Origin of the sequence: Alteromonas halophila (assembly GCF_014651815.1) — a bacterium.
Taxonomy (GTDB): domain Bacteria; phylum Pseudomonadota; class Gammaproteobacteria; order Enterobacterales; family Alteromonadaceae; genus Alteromonas; species Alteromonas halophila.
The window spans coordinates 380991-399277 of the sequence record NZ_BMXP01000003.1 but is presented as its reverse complement, the minus strand read 5'-3'; the positions used below and the strand labels follow the sequence as shown (position 1 = coordinate 399277).

The window sequence follows — 18287 nt, the reverse complement described above, 5'->3', positions numbered from 1 at the left end:
CAGGTTACCCGCGCAATGACCGTCTCCTATGGTAAGCACTTCTCTAGGGAAGATGCGAATAAGTCTATCATCACTCAGCGAGTCCTGAAGTGCGTAGTCGCAAGGCAGGTTTCGCGGGCAATGGCCAAAGTCCTTGGTAAGAAAGCTAACGCAGCGAATGCGTGCTTCAGGGCTCGCCCTTCGGGGCTTACAGCCAACCACTTGGTCTGCGTTGGCCTTTTTTGACTTAACCCGTTAGGCCTGCAAAAGACCGCCTTGACCAGGCACTTGGCTGTGAGCCTGAGCGGCGATAGACTTATTCGCACCTTCCCTAGTAGTGCCTGAAGCTGGCAAACAGCATGGCCATCAGTCGCGGCCCGTCCTGCTGCAGATTTATCGTGACAGGATCTTCCAGAAACTCCACCACCAGGCCATGAAACAGGCTTTGTAGCGCCAGAGTCAGCAAGTGTGGGTCGGCCTTTGCTGAAATATAGTTGCCCTCTATTGCTTTAGTAAAGTAGGCGGCAAATGCATCGTAGGTGCGGCGCTTTTTGGCCAGAAACTTCGCTTTGCTGTCGGCAAACTCACCGGAGTAATCACATTTCAGCAAAAACAGTGTAAGCAGTTTTTGCGTCTGCGGCTCTTCATGTAACTCCGTCAGTATTTCGGTACATATTTTCTGCAACTGGCCGACGGGATCGGCATGTTCAACTTCCAGGCCTTCCAAAATACGCTGAATAAACGGAGAATGCAGGTGGTCATGTAACGCATCGAAAATTTCAACTTTATTGGCAAAGTGCCAGTAAATCGCACCTCGGGTTACCTTTGCCTCCCGCGCGATATTTTCCAGCGTTGACTTTGCGACTCCCCGGTCGCTGAACACGGTAACTGCAGCATCCAGGATAGCCTGTCGGGTGTTTTCTGCTTCTTCTTTTGTACGGCGCATAAAGCGGTTACCTCAAAGTCAAATTGACAACATACATGCGTGTATGTATATTAATTTAGCATGAATTCCGGCTATGTCCAATGCGTCTTATTTAAGGGTAGATAATCAGGTATGAGACATTTTTTACATTTTTTGATTGCGGCATTCGCCGTTACTCTGATGGCAGGCTGTGGTGATAATACGCAGGGTCAGGCCAGTGCGCAGGTTCAGGCACGGCCACCACAGTCGGTATCCGTAATAACCCTTTCACCGCAGGCCATGACGCATGAGTATGTGCTGCCCGGCCGGGTGACACCGTCCCGGCAATCGCAGGTGCGCCCGCAGGTCGATGGTGTAATCACCAAGCGCCTGTTTGAAGAAGGTGCGCAGGTAGAGAAAGGGCAGCAGCTTTATCAGATTGATGATGCCCGCTACCGGGCCCGGCTGAACAGTGCCATTGCAGATAAGAAAAGTGCCGAGGCAAACCTTAAAACGCTGGAAGCCAAAGCGCGCCGTTACGATGATCTGGTTGCCGAAAATGCGGTCAGCAAACAGGAATATGACGATGTCGTGGCGCAAAAAGATCAGGCGCTGGCGGCAATAAGTGTGGCTGAGTCTGCGGTGGAACTGGCGCGGGTTAACCTGGAATACACCAAGGTCTATGCGCCTATCAGTGGGCAAATCAGCCGGTCATTTGTGACTGAAGGTGCGCTGGTAACAACCAACCAGACACAACAACTGGCGGTGATCACGCAGCTTGATCCTGTCTACGTTGATATGCAGGAATCGGGCAACGCCATTATGTCGCTGCGACAAACCATGCGCGAGCAACGTTCACTGCCGGTTTCACTGACCATGGATGAAACCTCTCAGGTCACGTATGCGCACGAGGGCACGGTTAAGTTTTCTGAAGTCACCGTGGAACAGACAACCGGCTCGGTGACATTGCGTGCTGAAGTTCCTAACCCGGATGGTGATCTGATGCCGGGTATGTTTGTGAAAGCCCATGTCAAAACCGGTACCGAAGATGTGCTTATGGTGCCGCAACGAGCGACTACCCGTCAGCCGAATGGTGCGCTGTCGGTGATGATCGTCAACAGTGATAACAAAGTGGAGCAGCGCATCCTCAAAACGGCTGAAATCTATGAAGATCAGTATGTCGTGGAAGGCGGACTCAAAGCGGGTGACAAGGTCATCGTCACTGGCTATCAGAAAGTACAGCCAGGTGCGAGCGTTACGCCTCAGCCCTGGTCGAAGCGTTCATCAGCGGCGAATCAGCAAGGCTAAAGCAGGGAGGTAGAGTTATGGCGCGTTTTTTCATCGATCGTCCTGTTTTCGCCTGGGTACTGGCCATTATTACCATGATGGCTGGTGTGCTGGCGATAAGCCAGTTACCGGTCGAACAGTATCCAAAAGTCTCTCCACCCACGGTCAGCATCAGTGCCAGCTACCCAGGTGCGTCCGCTGAAACGGTGGAAAGTTCCGTGACGCAGGTTATCGAACAGAGCCTGTCGGGCATTGACAACCTGCGCTACTTTTCTGCGTCCAGTTCCAACAGCACCATGAGTATTACCCTGACCTTTGCACCCGGGACCGACCCCGACATTGCCCAGGTGCAGACACAAAACAAAGTACAGGGAGCGGTACCGCTGCTTCCGCAACAGGTTCAGCAGCAGGGTGTCACGGTGACCAAGTCAAACGACGCGTTTGCGCTGGCTGTGGGTTTTTATTCAGAAACCGACGAATTTACTCAGTTTGATCTCAGCGATATGCTGATTTCACAGTTCCGCGATCCCATTTCACGGGTTAACGGTGTGGGCAGCGTGCGGGTATTTGGTGCGCAGCGCTCTATGCGTATCTGGCTGGACCCGGACAAACTGAACAGTTACAACATGACACCGGTTGATGTTCAGGCTGCAGTTGAGGTGCAGAATACCGATGTTTCGGCCGGTCAACTGGGCGGCATGCCAGCCGTGAAGGACCAGCAGATCAACGCTACAATTCAGGCGCAGTCACGTCTGCAGACGGTCCGTGATTTTGAAAATATTGTGCTGCGGGTAAATACCGATGGCTCTCAGGTGCGTCTTCGAGATGTGGCGCGTGTTGAACTGGGAGCGGAGTCCTATAACAACATTGTACGCTACAACCGCAAGCCCGCGTCAGGTATGGCGGTCAGTCTCGCGTCAGGCGCCAACGCACTGGAAACCATTGAAGCGGTTAAACAACGGGTAGAAGAGCTCAGCGCCAGCCTGCCAGACAGCGTTAAAGTGGTGTACCCGGTCGACAGTTCGCCGTTTATCGATCAGTCCATCACTTCGGTGGTGCAAACGCTGATCGAAGCCGTGGTGCTGGTCTTTTTAGTCATGTTGCTGTTTCTGCAAAACTGGCGGGCAACGCTTATTCCTACTATAGCGGTGCCGGTAGTGCTGATGGGAACATTTGCCGTGCTCTACGTGTTTGGCTTTAGCATTAATGTGCTGACCATGTTTGCTATGGTACTGGCTACTGGTCTGCTGGTTGATGATGCCATTGTGGTCGTCGAGAATGTTGAACGGATCATGGAAGAAGAAGGGCTTGATCCTGTCGCGGCGACCAAAAAGTCCATGTCACAGATCACCAGTGCGCTGGTGGGAATTGCGGTGGTGCTTTCTACCGTCTTTATTCCAATGGCGTTTTTCAGTGGCTCGGCCGGGTCTATTTACCGCCAGTTCTCAATCACCATTGTCTCGGCCATGACCTTTTCGGTACTGGTGGCCATTGTGTTGTCACCGTCGCTGTGTGCCACCTTACTCAAAAAACATGACCCGCAGCATGATAAGAACAAAGGCTTCTTTGGCTGGTTTAACCGTTATTTCAATAAAGGCCGTGATCGGTATCAGAAAGTCGCTACGGGCATGGCTGCCAGACTCAAACGGTTTGTACTGATTTATGCCGTGCTGGTTGGCGGTATGGGACTGATATTTATGCAGCTGCCTGGCTCGTTTTTGCCTGATGAAGATCAGGGGCGCATGTTTGTGCTGATGAATACGCCACCCGGCGCCACGGCAAACCGTACACTGGAATCGGTGAAGGAAGTCGAGGATTATCTGCTGGACAGCCAGGGTGGGGCGGTCAACGGCCTGTTCACTGTGGTGGGCTTTAGCTTTTCCGGTCAGGCACAAAATGCCGCGATGGGCTTTGTGAACCTGAAAGACTGGGAGGAGCGCGATGAAAGTGAATCGGCTTTCGCGGTCGTTCAGCAGGCATTCGGTGCCTTCTCGCAGTTGCAGGATGTGTCGGCCTTCCCTATCCTGCCGCCACCCATTATGGAGCTGGGGAATGCGACTGGCTTTGATATGCAGTTGGTTGACCGTGCAGGTAATGGCCACAGCGCGCTGATGGACGCGCGTAACCAGTTACTCGGCATGGCTGCGCAGAATCCTAAGCTGGCCGGTGTACGGCCAAATGGTTTAAGCGATGTACCGCAGTTTAAAATCAATATCGACAGCGAAAAAGCCTCTGCTCTGGGTGTCTCCTTAAGTGACATTAACCGCACCCTGCAAATTGCCTGGGGCTCCAGCTATGTGAATGACTTTATCGATAATGAACGGGTTAAACGCGTGTATATGCAGGCCGATGCGCCGCACCGTATGGATCCGGAAGATTTAAATGACTGGTTTGTGCGTAACGATGACGGTGACATGGTCGCGTTTAGTGCCTTTGCAACTACCGAATGGCGCTATGGCAGTCCGCAACTGCAGCGCTTTAACGGGGTGTCATCGGTCAATCTGCAGGGCAGCCCGGCGCCTGGTGTATCCACCGGTGAAGCCATGCAGGAAATGCAGAACCTGGTGTCACAATTGCCCAGTGGCTTTGGCTATGAGTGGTCAGGGCTGTCCTATGAAGAGCGTGAAGCAGGCTCGCAGGCGCCTATGTTATATGCGCTGTCGATAATGGTGGTATTTTTGTGCCTGGCGGCGCTGTATGAAAGCTGGTCGGTGCCGTTTGCAGTCCTGCTGGTGGTACCGTTAGGTGTACTGGGCTCGGTGACCGCCGCCTATCTGTTTGGCTTACCCAACGATGTGTATTTGCAGGTGGCGTTTCTGACGACCGTGGGGCTGGCCTCTAAGAACGCCATTTTGATTGTTGAGTTTGCGAAAGAACAGCATGAACATGGCACACCATTGATGGAAGCGGTATCGATTGCGGCGAAACAACGCTTTCGTCCGATCCTGATGACCTCCATGGCCTTTATTCTGGGAGTTACACCCCTTGCGCTCGCGTCCGGTGCGGGGGCGGCATCGCAGAATGCCATTGGTATTGCCGTAATGGGCGGGATGCTGGCGGCCACGTTCCTGGCTATCTTCTTTGTCCCTATGTTCTATGTGGCGGTAGAAAAGCTGTTCCGGCGGGGTGACAGTTAGGCCTGTACAGCCGGACCTGCGCGGTCCGGCTGATTCTGTCTACGACTAATGGCGCAGACGTACGCCTTACACCAATGAACAGATGTGGCATGATAGGACAACTCATGCATTGGTGGAGACCGTCATGGCAGCGACACTTCCTCCGGCCCCGGACTGGGCGTCACTCATTCATTCTGGATGCCGCGTATTTGTGGGTGGTACGGCGTCTGTTCCGTACCAGCTTGTACAGCATTTAATTGATCATGGTCGCGGCTTTTCTGACATTGAAATGGTGCATATGCTGGCGCTTGGCGATACGCGCTGGGCGCAGGAAGGGTACCGAAACCGGTTTAAGGTCAATACCTTCTTTATCGGGGGCAATGAGGTCAGACGCGCGGTAGATGAAGGCAGGGCCGATTACACGCCCTGCTTTTTATCGGAAATGTCAGGGCTTTTCAGTGACGGTACGCTGCCCATTGACGCTGCTCTTGTCAATTTAAGCCCACCGGATGAGTTCGGCTACTGTTCGCTGGGCGCCGGCGTCGATATTGGGATGTCGGCGGTGCGTCAGGCCAAAAAAGTCATTGCCCAGTTCAATCAGTTTGTGCCACGTACGGCAGGGCACTCCTATATTCATATTAGTGAAGTGGACGCCTGTATCGAAGCTGATGAGCCACTGGTGGAACTTCCCACGCAGTCCATAGACTCGGTGACCGAGCGTATAGGCCAGTATGTGGCTATGCTGGTGGAGGACGGCGCAACACTGCAGTTTGGTATTGGCAAAATTCCCAGTGCCACACTGAAATACCTGCAGAATCATCGCGACCTTGGGATCCACAGCGAAATGCTGACCGACAGTATTATCGGGCTGCTTGAAGCCGGGGCAATCAGCAATAAAAAGAAAACATTTCACCCGGGCAAAATGGTCACCAGCTTTGCCATCGGCACGCAACGTCTGTATACGCTGATTGACAACAACCCGCACATCGAGTTTTACCCGTCCAGTTATGTCAGCAAACCCACCAATATCGCTAAAAATGACAACATGATCGCGATTAACAGCGCCCTTGAGGTTGATCTAACCGGACAGGTGGTGGCGGATTCACTGGGCTACGATTTCTACAGCGGCATGGGCGGGCAGGTCGACTTTGTGTCTGGCGCATCTATGTCAAAAGGCGGCAAGCCCATCATCGCACTGCCGTCGACCGCTAAAAATGAATCTATTTCCCGGATCCGGCCCTGTATTACGGAAGGCTCTGGCGTGGTCACTTCGCGGGGTAACGTCCATTATGTGGTAACCGAATACGGCATTGCCTCGCTGAAAGGCAAAAGTATCCGTGAACGGGCACTGGAGCTGATTCGTGTTGCTCATCCTAAATTTCGTGGCGAGCTGCTCAACGAAGTACGGCAACATTACTGGGTACCGCACTATCAGGAAAAATACCCCACAGACATCCCCGAACTGGGTGCTATTCAGCTTAAAAAACTAAATATACAGGGAGAGACGTTTTACATGCGGCCGCTCAACCCCGCCGATGAACGTCGCCTGCAGGAGTTTTTTTACTCCCACACCAAAGAAACACTGCGCCTGCGCTATAACTACGACCCCAAGCAAATGTCGCGGGAGAAGTCGTGCAACCTGGTCAGTGTTGATCAGAAAAGCGATGCGGCGCTGTGTATTGTCAGACAGGAAGGCTCACGGATCACCATCCATGCTGTGGGACGTTTCTATTATGCGCCGGCGGCCAATGCCTGTGAGGTGGCGTTCGTTACCCGCGAGACGCAGCAGGGCAAAGGCATGGCGACGCGGCTGCTAAGGCAACTTATCGATATCGCAAGGTCGCGGCAAATTGCGACCATGATGGCCTATGTGCGCGCTGAGAATACGCCAATGATCGCCATTTTCGAGCAGGCCGGGTTCAGGCGGGTGTTAAGCGATGATCCCACAGACGTAGAACTGGTGCTGAAGCTGGAGCATGTAAAATGACGGTATGCATATTTCGCGGGAACACGGGCAGTCGCCACGATATGGGACCGGACCATCCTGAGTCGCCCGACAGGCTGCATGCCATTGATGATCAGTTGCTAGCCTCGGGCCTTGATATGGTGTGTGAGCATGCCGAGGCAGCGACAGCCAGTCAGCAGCAGCTTAACCTGGCGCATGATAAGGCGTACATCGAACGTATATTTGCGCGGGCCCCTGAAGAGGGCACGGTCTGGCTGGACGGGGATACCGCCATGAACAGTCATACACTGACCGCTGCGCTTCAGGCAGCCGGCGCGGGCTGTGATGCGGTAGACTGGGTATTGCAAAGTAACGATCGTCAGGCCTTTTGTGCAGTGCGCCCGCCTGGCCATCATGCCGAACATAATGCGGCTATGGGCTTTTGTTTTTTTAACAACATTGCGGTAGCCGCGCATCATGCGATGAATGCCCACGGGCTGTCACGCATTGCGATTGTGGATTTTGATGTGCATCACGGTAACGGCACCGAGGATATTGTGGCCGGTGATGAGCGCATCCTTTTTTGTTCAGCGTTTCAGCACCCGTTTTATCCGCACAAAGGCGTTCCGGCCAGCGCAGACAATATTATAGCCACTCCACTGGCGGCCGGGACGAATGGTGCGACATTTCGTGAGGCTGTTGCTCCCTGGTTTGATGCTGTTGCCGCATTTAAGCCGGAGCTTATCCTGGTCTCTGCGGGCTTTGATGGTCATGCCGAAGATCCTATGGCTTACTGGCGGCTGCGTGAAGACGACTATAAGTGGATCAGTGCGCGTATCCGGGAGCTGGCTAACCGCTGCTGTCATGGTCGCATAGTCAGCATGCTTGAAGGCGGCTACGACCTGTCGGCGCTCGGCAGAAGCGTGGTTGCCCATATTAAAGGGATGAGTGGTGATTGCGCCGAAAACGGGGGCGCTTAGGTTACTGCGGCTTTTCACAACCGCTCAGGTCTGGCAGAAGCACCCTGTCGCCTGAGCATTGATAATAGCACCAGGGCTGGTCGTCGCAGTGGCTGCACGGGCAATAAAGTCGACCAGGGTGGCACCGGTAAAACACCCGTAGCCAGTCGCATAGGGGCCCAGGTAACGTAGCACTCCCTGCTTATCAACAATGGCAACAGCCGGAAACGCGGTAATGAGATTTTGCAGCGCCGGTGACGCGTCCAGCGAAATCTGTTTAAGCTGATAGTTCTCGCCCAGACGAGCCGACAGTTGTCGCTTATGAGGTGCAGTAAGCTGGTTACAGTAGCAGCCCGCGTCACTTTGCAAATGCACAATGCTGCCGGGTTTAACGCCGTTGTCCTTAAGTAGTTCGACAAACGCGGCATCGAAGGTTGGCGAAGCAGCCGCCTGCGATAGCGCCAGGCTGGGATCAAAGTCTGTTAACTGCCGCTGGCTGTAAAGCAGCATACCCGCTAGCAGAGATAGAGCCCACAGCGACAACAGCGCCCACTTCAGCCAACCGGGCATTACAGTCTGAACCGTCCTATTGCACTTTCCATGCGAGCGCAATTGTCGATTAACGACGCAAGTTCTGAGGAAAGTTGCTGCGCCACCTGCACCTCTTCACTTGAATACTCCGCCAGTTTGCCGGCGCTTTCGGCAATAGATTGCGTGGCCGACTCCTGCTCGGTGGCTGACGATGCGATTTCTGTCATGCTCGATTCAACTGACCGGATCTCACCGAGGATCCGTTCCATGGCAGATGTAGATTGCTCTGATGAGGCCACTGCGTCATCGACCAGCGTGACACAGTCCTGCATCTGGATAACAGATTGTGCCGTGCGTGCGACCAGTTTGTCGGTAATTGCGGTAATTTGTTCAGCACTCTCTTTACTGCGAATCGCCAGTGTTCGTACTTCGTCTGCAACCACGGCAAAACCCCGCCCATGCTCGCCAGCCCGGGCAGACTCAATTGCGGCATTAAGTGCCAGCAAATTCGTTTGTTCGGCAACGGCGGTAATGGCGCGCATTGCATCAGCAATGTTCTCACATTGCGCATTAAGCTCCTGATTCGTGGCTGCCGCACCGTTTAGCGACTGTCGCAGTGAATCAACGGTACTGGCGGTTTCGTTAGTCGAGTCACGCGCGTTATCCACGTATTCGCTTGCCATTGAGGTTTTGTCGTGGGCCAGATTGGTCTGCTGCGCTGCCATTGCCATGGTTTGCGCAATTTCTTCGGAAGCAACGGAAACCATATTGACCTCTTTATCGGTTTTTACGCACGTATCACGCATTGTGGCCGCCACCGTTTCCATGGTGTCGCAACCACTGATAACTTTGGCTGTCAGCGCTCTTGACTGCTCGACCAGTTCAGTAACCTGGTGTAACAGCTGATTGAATTTGCGAGTCACGGCAAACTGATCAGATACGCTGACATCAAGGTTGAGCATCCCATCCTGACTGATGATCTCATTAATCGCCCGATCTAACTCGGCTGCCCCGGCACCTTCATTATGTGACCGTTTGGCAATCAGCATCAGAACCACCCCTTCTGCGACTGCAAACGTTGCATGCAACGCAAGAATAGGGAATGTCACATGCCCCTCTTCAAAAATATAGACACCGGCTCCCTGGCTTTGTGCTAAGAAAAAGCCAATGTGATGCAGAGCAACGACCAGTGTGGATGAGGCGACGACCTTCCAGTCGCGAAACGTAGAAATAAAGGCAAGCAGCACAAAAATTTCAAAGTGCATTTCAATAAGGCCAAACGCCTGATGGATGTGCAGCGCCGCCATTAATTGCACACCCACACCCATAGCATGCCGGCTGAATGCCGAAAACGGGCTCTGAATGCTTAATACAAGCGGTACTACGGCGATAGGAATGCCAAATAAAAATGCCACAAGCAGTTCGCCGGTAACCAGTCCAATAGCAATGGCAATAAGCCATTGTACGACTAAAACAACACGAAAAATCTTATGCCCGTCGGCTATCCAGGAATACTGCAACACCGCTTACCTCTTAACTAATTACTGCTGGGGAAGGAAATGATCGGCCTTCTATTGAAACTGTGCGTATAAGTGTAGGAAATTTTTTCCTGCAACAACATTCGGCTTTAGTATGAAAAGCAGACAGAGTTCTGCGCGGTTGTATGTCGCGCATATCAGCTATTTTCAAATTACAGGCAAATAAGTAGTCTGCTGACCTGTAAAAGATCATGACACTTTTTTAAGAATTACCCGCAGGCCATGCCACTTCTGAGAATAAAAATGCGATACTGAAAAAAAACGGGTAGCGATGAGCAATGCCATTACTGTAACAACACAGATTGTGTAAGAGGTAACTGTGACAACGACGTATTCAAATAAACTCGCCTTTTTATCAACCGATAATCTGGAAGACTTCTTCGTGTACGATGAACTGCTTATTCCGTACTTTAATGATGCAGGATGGGCAGTCGAAACTATTTCCTGGCACCAGAAGGGCGTTGACTGGAACAGCTTTGATGCGGTGATTGTGCGCAGCACCTGGGATTATCAGACGGCACCTCAAGCCTTTTCGACCTGTCTGACTGAAATAGGTGAGTCTGATACACACCTTGAAAACCCACTGCCGCTGATGCGCTGGAATATGCGCAAAACCTACCTGAGGGACTTAACTGATAACGGCGTTGCAACGATACCCACGGTATGGCTGGACAGCTGGGAGCAACAACAGGTTAACGCGCAGTTTGCCCGGTTTAACACCGACACACTGATCGTCAAGCCGGTATTGAGCGCCAATGCCGACGACACGTTCCGGTTGAATAAAGCGATGCTGGAACGTGACGCAGATACGCTGGCAGCCGTGTTTAGCCAGCGAGCCTTAATGGTTCAGCCTTTCATCAGCAATATTCTGGAAGAAGGTGAGTACTCACTTTTTTATTTTGACGGAGCGCTCAGCCATGCCATTGTAAAACGTCCGGCCAGCGGTGACTTCCGGGTCCAGGAAGAGCATGGCGGACAACTAGCGCTGGTCACGCCAGATGCGGGTGCGATTAAAATGTCTGAGGCAGCCCTGGCTGCCATGCCGAATGACGCACTGTATGCACGCATTGACTTAGTGCGCTATCAGGGGCAGTACCGCGTTATGGAAGTCGAACTGATTGAGCCATCACTGTATTTTCAACTGGACGATGCTTCTCCTCAGCGCTTCGTTGATGCTTTTCTGCGCCGTCACGGCCGGTTCCGTGGGGACTGACGAACCTTACTATCGCTCACGACTCGCCACTTTCGGTGTTGTGACAGCGCGATGACGACCGGTCTGCTTTAACGCCTTTCCCCGGGTCGGTGTCTGTCGTGACTGAGCGCGCGTATCACGGACCACTGGTGTGCGCTGCGACATGCCGGCAGGGGGCGCAACGGGCTTTGTGGTGACGCGAGACCGGTCCTGCAGTTTGGATGTTTTAGTCACCGGTTTTGCCAGTGTGCGGTGAGTCGTTGTCTCTGTTATCACGCGCTTATGATTGTCACGCTGTGACTCATGAGACAGCACCAGCGGACGCTGGCGCTCCCGTATCGAGATACGTTTTCGCTTTTTGTGCTGCGGTTGCCAGCGCTTAAAATCACGGCTGTGAACGGATTTGGCACCTTTTCGCCAGTGCCTGACTGGCTTGTGACTAATCACGACGTAGCGGTTGTTCCAGTGAATATCACCGAAGTAGAAACTCCCGGACAGCGAGACGCCCACGCTCCAGTAAATACCCGCATGTCGTCTGGCGTGTCTGGGGTAGTGCCAGTAAACGGGCTGGATATCATGATGGTGCCAGTGACTAAACAGGCTGCGGGTATTATAAAATGGCACATATATCTGAGCGTGATGACGCGGGACGATAGCGATGGTCTGACCGGAGTAGGAAACCTTCAGATAACTGTTTGAGCGTAATGAGCCTTGGCTGTACGCAAACTGACGCAGCCACTGTACCCGATCCAGCACCCGGCGCTGGTCGGCAATAACCGCATCGCCCATGGCTTGCAGCCAGTGCAAATCATTTGCCATCTGCGCCAGCACGTCGGTAAAGGGGGCCAGAGCCCGGATGCTGGGATGCCAGTTTTCATTGCGCAGTGCCTGTTCAACCTGAGCTGGCGTCAGGTGTGGATTGGCCTGACGCCAGCGGTGCGCGGCAATGACATCCAGAGGAGTGGTACTGGCAATCAGTATATGCGTGAGCAATGTGTCAGGATAAAGCGCAACTGGTGCCAGAAGGCTGTCCAGCGCGGCATCACTGATTGCTGAGGGGGTTGTCTGAACGCTGAATGTCGTTGGTGCAGGGGTGGCCTGTGCAAACGGTGTCAGCCCGAACGCCATCAGGCTGACTGCAATGAGATAGGTTACTTGGCGCATACAACATACTCCCGGTGAAAACCTGTTATTTTCAAACACAGGGTAAGTGTAGGCGTAGCAATGTTAACCGCGGCTGAACCGATGCTGACGCGCGGTATGCATCATGTGTACGGTTACTTTTTACTTGTTACTTGTTACTTTAGCAGGTGAGGGTCAAAGGCGTGGCCCAGTTTTTCAGTTTTGGTTTTCAGGTAACCCTTATTGTCTTTGGTAATACCATGATCAATAGGTTTGCGGGCTACCACATCCACGCCAAGGCGGGTCAGCGCATCCGTTTTGCGCGGGTTATTGGTCATCAGTTCGACCCGGCGTACGTTTAAGGTGTCGAGCATCAGCTTACAGATATCATAACTGCGTAAATCAGCATCAAAACCCAGGTGTTCATTGGCCTCAACCGTATCCATACCACTGTCCTGCAGATGATAAGCCCGGATCTTATTTAACAGACCAATACCCCGGCCCTCCTGACGCAGGTACAGAAGCACGCCTGAACCATGTTCGACGATGTTCTGTAACGCTTTCTCTAACTGAAAGCCGCAGTCACAGCGGGTACTGAACAAGGCATCGCCGGTCAGACATTCAGAGTGGATCCGAATCGGAACAATGTCATCTTCTGTCCACTCACCATAAGACAGTGCGACGTGTTCCTGACCGTTTAATTCGACAAATCCGTGAATGCGAAAATCCCCCCAGCGGGTAGGAAGTTTGGCTGAGTCGACATATTCATATTTAGGTTGGCTGCTGGTCATGACACTACTTTACTGTTTACTGAAGCTGATAAGTGGGGCTGCGATTGCCAAAAGCAAGTATATCGCAGTGACTTACGTGATATTATAACAACGAACCGTATCAGCGACGATGTTTATCCGATATTTTTCTCTGGCATGCTGGCCAGTGGGCTGGGGGCGGCAACACTGTAACCCTGCGCAAAGTCGACGCCAATTTTTCCCAGTTCTGCCATCACTGCTTCACTTTCTACAAATTCACCGACGGTTTCCATACCCATGGCGCGTGCCACCTCGGTGATAGACGCGACCACCGCGGCATCGACGCGGTTACTGAGCATATCCCGAATAAACCCGCCGTCAATTTTTACAATGTCGACAGGCAGGTTTTTAAGGTAAGTATAAGACGAAAAACCACTGCCAAAGTCATCCAGCGCGAAAGAGCAACCAAGCTGGGTAAAACTGCGCATAAAGTTCAGGGTGTTTTCCATGCGGATAATGGCAACGCTTTCCGTAATTTCAAAACAGACTTTCGAATAAGGGATGGCATATTTTTCAAACGCATTGAGCACATGTAGCTTAAATTCGCGGTCAGCCAGAGACTGACCACTTAAATTAATGCTGAGGCGGCCAATTGCGGCTTGCTGCTCCGGATTCTGATACAGCCACAGCAGCGTCTTTTCTACTACCCACTTGTCAATGGCGGCACTCAGGTTATACCGTTCGGCGGTGGGTAAGAATGCATTAGGTCCGGTGGTTGTGCCATCTTCATTCTGCAGCCGCAACAATACTTCGAAGTGCATGGCATGGGTCACCCGTGACAAGGCGCGGTATGGCTGGTAGTACAGTACAAATCTGTCATGCTCCAGTGCATCGTTAATCGCAGATACCCAGTCCAACTCCTTCTTATAGCGCTGCATGCTTTCATCATCGTGGCGAAATCTGTGGATCTGGTTACGGCCCTGCTCTTTGGCGAAGTAACATGCGGCGTCGGCCATACTCAGGCAGTGTTCTGGGTTACCGCTGGTTTCGCGACAGGACACCAGGCCGATACTCACGCCCAGCGTAAAAATACGTTTGTCCCACATAAAGCGATAAGACTGAATCGCATTGAGGATCTTCATACCATAGAGGTAAGCCGTTTCTTCTGGCTGTTCAGTAATAAGTACACCAAATTCGTCACCGCCTAACCTGCCCAGATAGCCCGTACCCGAGAGGGTAGTATCAATAAGACGGGCAATTTCCCGTATAAGTTCATCGCCGGCGCGGTGACCGCAGGTGTCATTGACCACCTTAAACCGATCCAGATCCATATATAACAAACAAACCGTCTCTGCGTCGCTGCTAATGGCATTGGCAAGCAAGCGCTCGAACTCACGTCGGTTATAGACACCGGTCAGCGAATCATGTGAGGCAAGAAATTCGATGCTGAGGCTGGAGTTTTTGCGCTCGGTAATGTCATACAGCGATCCATACAGAAAGCTGCCATTGCTGTCTTTCTTTAACTGGCATGACACGCAGAACCAGAACTCTTCACCATCACTGCGTACACCTCTTATTTCACGACCAAGTACCTGGCCCTGTTCAACAATCTCAGCAACCAGCGCGTCGCGATCACGGCTGTCAGCATAAAATTCACGGGTATTGTGCACACTGGCCAGCATGCTGGCTTCATCGTCATAGCCAAACAAACTGCACATGGCCGGGTTAACGCTTTTCAGGGTGCCTTCAATGGTAGAGGTATAAAAGCCTTCTACAGAGTTTCGAAATAAATCGTAAAAATGGTGAAGACTGGAGATGGTCTGATCCCGTGACAGCAATTGCTGATGACTGTGTGAACGTTCTTTTTGTTCCAGGCTGAAAGCAAAAAACAACATGGCGAGCATGATCACCATGATCACAATAAGCAACATCCCGGCGGAGATAACGGTGCTGTTTAGCGTATTTTTAAGTTGTATCGCGTAAAGCACAAACAGCATCGCCCAGGCAGTGGCATAAAGCTGACTGAGTGACGGATGCCGACGATCACGAAAGAAGATAACCAGTGCGACCTGATATACGCCAATGACCGGGCAAAGCAAATAAATAAAGTGGGTGGCATCAAACGCATTACGCCACAAACAAAACGCAAGCAGCCCAAGTGGTAACAGGTAGTTGCCCAGCCTGAACAGCAGAGGAATACGCGGAAACAGATTGTGTGAGACTTTTGCCAGCGTCAGTGCCGTCATAGTGATAAGACTGGCAATGAGCATCTCCGACACGGGAATCAGATCAGGCCAGCGTGACAGTCCTCCCTGACTGACAAATACCAGCACCATGGTCAGGCCAAAACAGACCGATATCCAGAATCGGGTCGGGGTGCGCTGAAAAAGGTAAGAAAGCAAAAAATAACTAAACGCAATAAACAGCATTCCCAGCAAAGCGCCCAACAGAATCAGCCGCATGCGATCGTGTACTGCCAGCGCCCCGGCATCCCACAACGCCACTGTATAATTGGCTGACCCTTTATCTTTGATCCCTATCAGCACCGTGACTGAGTCAGTATTGCCAACCGTGAAAGGGAACCGTACGTAAGGTGACGGCCAGTCAGCGTGGCCATCGGAGGAGCCAGCCTGATAGGTCGAGGACGCAATAATGCGGTATTGCTGATCGACCAGGTAAAAATGCAGTTGCTCGATTTTCAGGCGGTTGATGGTAATCACCAAATCACGCCCGGACGTTCCCTGATTCACAATTTCAGATTTTAGCCAGAGTCGCTGATGCTCGGGTATTTCCCTGAGCGCCATCAACTCTTTGTAGGGTGTATTGGCATCCAGCGCTTCGCGATAAGTGTTTTGTTGGGACAGCACGACGGCGTCGCTGACCTCGCGCAGGCTTGCAACTTCGGTATCGTCAGAAACCAGAAGCTGCCCGGCGGACACGCTGGTGGTGCAGCTAAGCATGCCAATCAGCGTTAAGCAACGTAATACCTTAACCAGAATCAACCCTATCCCTGTTGTCAATGTCATGTACGCCGTAAAAGCCTCTTTGAAATACGCGCAGCAATGTAATCAATACTAGCGGATTATTTGCGGTTTTGTGAACTGTCGACAGCCTTGAGTGCTGACACAATCTCTGTCAGCGATGCCGGCTCACCGGCAGCCCGCTCCAGCCAGATCGCCTCACACAGCCATTCAATACAAAGTAACAGCCGGTAGTTGTTACACTGCAGGTGCGCCTGGTAGCGATCGGCACCCCACTCATGGTTGAGCAGATGACAGCCAGTGAGCGCGCAAAATTGCTTTACCCACTGGTTAGTCGCGGCAACCCCGGCAGGCAAAGGCAACTTCAATGAGATGACGTCGTCGCTGATAATCAGCGCGAGTCTGAGATCTGCCGCGGTTAGCTGCTGCATGACAGGCTCACAGGTGCCGCGGTTGCGGGCAAAGATGCAAAGTGGTGATCGTCCCAGGTGGTGTCGTACGGGCTGAGACAGGCATCAAGCAGTGCCTCTGCATAGCTGAAGTCGTCGCTTTCAGCCTGTTTGATTGCTTCATTCAGTAGGTGCGTTCGCGGAATAACCGCCGGATTTTCGCTGAGTAAATCACGGGGCTGACGATACTCACAATAGCTCGCCCACCAGTTATCAAACCGCGCACGGTCAATAAAGCTGTCGCGAAGGACGCCAGCATCCCTGGTATGCTGGTGTCTGGCCAGCAGGCGAAAGCTGGCAGTATAGTCGCGCTGCTCTGCAGACAGCAGCGAGAGCCAGTCGTTGGAAAGCTGGCGCTGCGCGGCGCCTTCGCTCAGTCCAAGGCGGGTCAGCATCAGCTTCTGGTATTGTGCTAAAAACACCGGTTCAAACTGCTCAAGGGTGTCGCGGATCTCTTTTGTATCGCAGTAGGGCGTAAAGGCGTAGGCCAGCATATTCAGGTTCCACAGCGCAATACCAGGCTGACGGTCAAAAGCATAGCGGCCCTGCGGGTCACTGTGATTAAACACGGCAGAGGCGTGAAAGTTATCGATAAAGGCATAGGGGCCATAATCAAATGTAATCCCGTGAATCGACATATTGTCGGTGTTCATCACGCCATGCACAAAACCATGGCACTGCCACAGCGCGATCATGCGGGCAGTCCGCAGGGTAATCGCTCGTAATAGTGCCTGGTGCGGATTTGGCTGATCGATACACTCGCTGAAATATTCTTTCAGGACAAAGTTAAACAGCGCCTCCAGTTTGTCTTTATCACCACTGTGAAAGAAGTATTCAAAGTGGCCAAAACGAATATGGCTGGGTGCTGTTCGGATCATCATGGCACCCGGCTCGGCCCTTTCGCGCATCACGGTTTCGTCACTGGAAAACAGGCACAAAGCGCGGGAGGTGGGAATACCCAATGCATGCAGGGCTTCACTACCAATATATTCGCGAAGGGTGGAGCGCAGCACGGCCCGGCCATCAGCAAAGCGGGAGTAAGGCGTCTGTCCGGCCCCTTTTAAGTGCAGATCCTGATAGTTACCCTGCTTGTCGAGACATTCACCCAGCAACAGACCCCGGCCATCGCCCAGATCCGGGTTCCAGTGACCAAATTGATGACCGCCATATTTTTGTGCAACCGCCCTGGCCGACCATGCGGAGTCTGGCTCGGTGAGCAATGTGGTCAGTGATGCGTTCTCCCATAGCTCGGGATCTAATTGTAATTGCTCAGCCAGTGGCCGGTTTACCATACGCAGGCGCTGGTTTTTAAGGCCCTGCGGAGCCACCACAGAGACCAGATCAGCGAGTTTTTCTGCGTAGCGGTGCGAAAGTGATTGCATAGCGCGATGCCGGTTGGCGGATTAACGTGTCTTTCCGCCCAGTCTAAAGGGGCCTGTGGTCACAGACAAGCGTGCACCGACAGGCATTAACCAGCGGTACGTCATCAACGGGGCCCCGATTCTGCGCCAGGCTGCCATACATGTTCATTGATT

The 18287-nt window shown here is 52.6% G+C and carries 13 protein-coding genes; 5 read left to right on the top strand and 8 right to left on the bottom strand.

Translation table 11 applies throughout. The annotated features are described in order from the left end of the window. Positions 1–310: 310 nt before the first annotated feature. Complete coding sequence (locus tag IE054_RS08945; RefSeq protein WP_189405493.1) at positions 311–925, bottom strand: TetR family transcriptional regulator; 615 nt, start codon at positions 923–925, stop codon at positions 311–313. Positions 926–1084: 159 nt separating this feature from the next. Here IE054_RS08945 and IE054_RS08940 point away from each other — a divergent pair, with 159 nt between their 5' ends. The 4 genes from IE054_RS08940 (at position 1085) to IE054_RS08925 (ending at position 8211) form a co-directional block, all read left to right on the top strand. Then, positions 1085–2191: an efflux RND transporter periplasmic adaptor subunit gene (locus IE054_RS08940; RefSeq protein WP_373293865.1), complete on the top strand. Its 1107-nt coding sequence runs from the start codon at positions 1085–1087 to the stop codon at positions 2189–2191. A 17-nt stretch (positions 2192–2208) separates the two neighbouring features. After that, entirely contained in the window at positions 2209–5307 is a 3099-nt protein-coding gene (locus IE054_RS08935) for an efflux RND transporter permease subunit (RefSeq protein ID WP_189405489.1), read from the top strand. Positions 5308–5431: 124 nt separating this feature from the next. After that, the gene (locus tag IE054_RS08930) at positions 5432–7273 is read left to right on the top strand and encodes a bifunctional acetyl-CoA hydrolase/transferase family protein/GNAT family N-acetyltransferase (RefSeq protein ID WP_189405487.1); all 1842 of its coding nucleotides are present in this window, start codon (positions 5432–5434) and stop codon (positions 7271–7273) included. Beyond that, complete coding sequence (locus IE054_RS08925; RefSeq protein ID WP_189405485.1) at positions 7270–8211, top strand: histone deacetylase family protein; 942 nt, start codon at positions 7270–7272, stop codon at positions 8209–8211. Before IE054_RS08930 ends, IE054_RS08925 begins: the two co-directional genes overlap by 4 nt. Before the next feature lie 24 nt (positions 8212–8235). Here IE054_RS08925 and IE054_RS08920 read toward each other — a convergent pair whose 3' ends face one another. Together IE054_RS08920 and IE054_RS08915 are read right to left on the bottom strand one after the other, a co-directional pair. After that, entirely contained in the window at positions 8236–8760 is a 525-nt protein-coding gene (locus IE054_RS08920) for a DUF6436 domain-containing protein (protein ID WP_189405482.1), read from the bottom strand. Next, on the bottom strand, positions 8760–10244 hold the full coding sequence (locus IE054_RS08915; protein WP_229805048.1) for a methyl-accepting chemotaxis protein: 1485 nt from the start codon (positions 10242–10244) through the stop codon (positions 8760–8762). Before IE054_RS08915 ends, IE054_RS08920 begins: the two co-directional genes overlap by 1 nt. A gap of 334 nt (positions 10245–10578) precedes the next feature. Between IE054_RS08915 and IE054_RS08910 the strand changes: the two genes are divergently transcribed. Continuing rightward, positions 10579–11472, top strand: a complete 894-nt coding sequence (locus IE054_RS08910; RefSeq protein WP_189405480.1) for an ATP-grasp domain-containing protein — start codon at positions 10579–10581, stop codon at positions 11470–11472. Between the two features lie 9 nt (positions 11473–11481). On the opposite strand, the gene IE054_RS08905 is transcribed toward IE054_RS08910, so the two are convergent. The 5 genes from IE054_RS08905 to IE054_RS08885 all read right to left on the bottom strand — a co-directional run bounded on the left by IE054_RS08905 (position 11482) and on the right by IE054_RS08885 (position 18134). Further along, positions 11482–12615: a DUF3300 domain-containing protein gene (locus tag IE054_RS08905; protein ID WP_189405478.1), complete on the bottom strand. Its 1134-nt coding sequence runs from the start codon at positions 12613–12615 to the stop codon at positions 11482–11484. A gap of 134 nt (positions 12616–12749) precedes the next feature. Beyond that, the gene (ribA, locus tag IE054_RS08900) at positions 12750–13364 is read right to left on the bottom strand and encodes a GTP cyclohydrolase II (RefSeq protein WP_189405477.1); all 615 of its coding nucleotides are present in this window, start codon (positions 13362–13364) and stop codon (positions 12750–12752) included. A 113-nt stretch (positions 13365–13477) separates the two neighbouring features. After that, complete coding sequence (locus tag IE054_RS08895; protein ID WP_189405476.1) at positions 13478–16348, bottom strand: putative bifunctional diguanylate cyclase/phosphodiesterase; 2871 nt, start codon at positions 16346–16348, stop codon at positions 13478–13480. A 56-nt stretch (positions 16349–16404) separates the two neighbouring features. Further along, positions 16405–16734: a DUF3630 family protein gene (locus IE054_RS08890; RefSeq protein WP_189405474.1), complete on the bottom strand. Its 330-nt coding sequence runs from the start codon at positions 16732–16734 to the stop codon at positions 16405–16407. After that, complete coding sequence (locus IE054_RS08885) at positions 16722–18134, bottom strand: protein adenylyltransferase SelO (RefSeq protein ID WP_189405472.1); 1413 nt, start codon at positions 18132–18134, stop codon at positions 16722–16724. The genes IE054_RS08890 and IE054_RS08885 overlap by 13 nt, the downstream gene beginning before the upstream one ends. Positions 18135–18287: the final 153 nt, after the last annotated feature.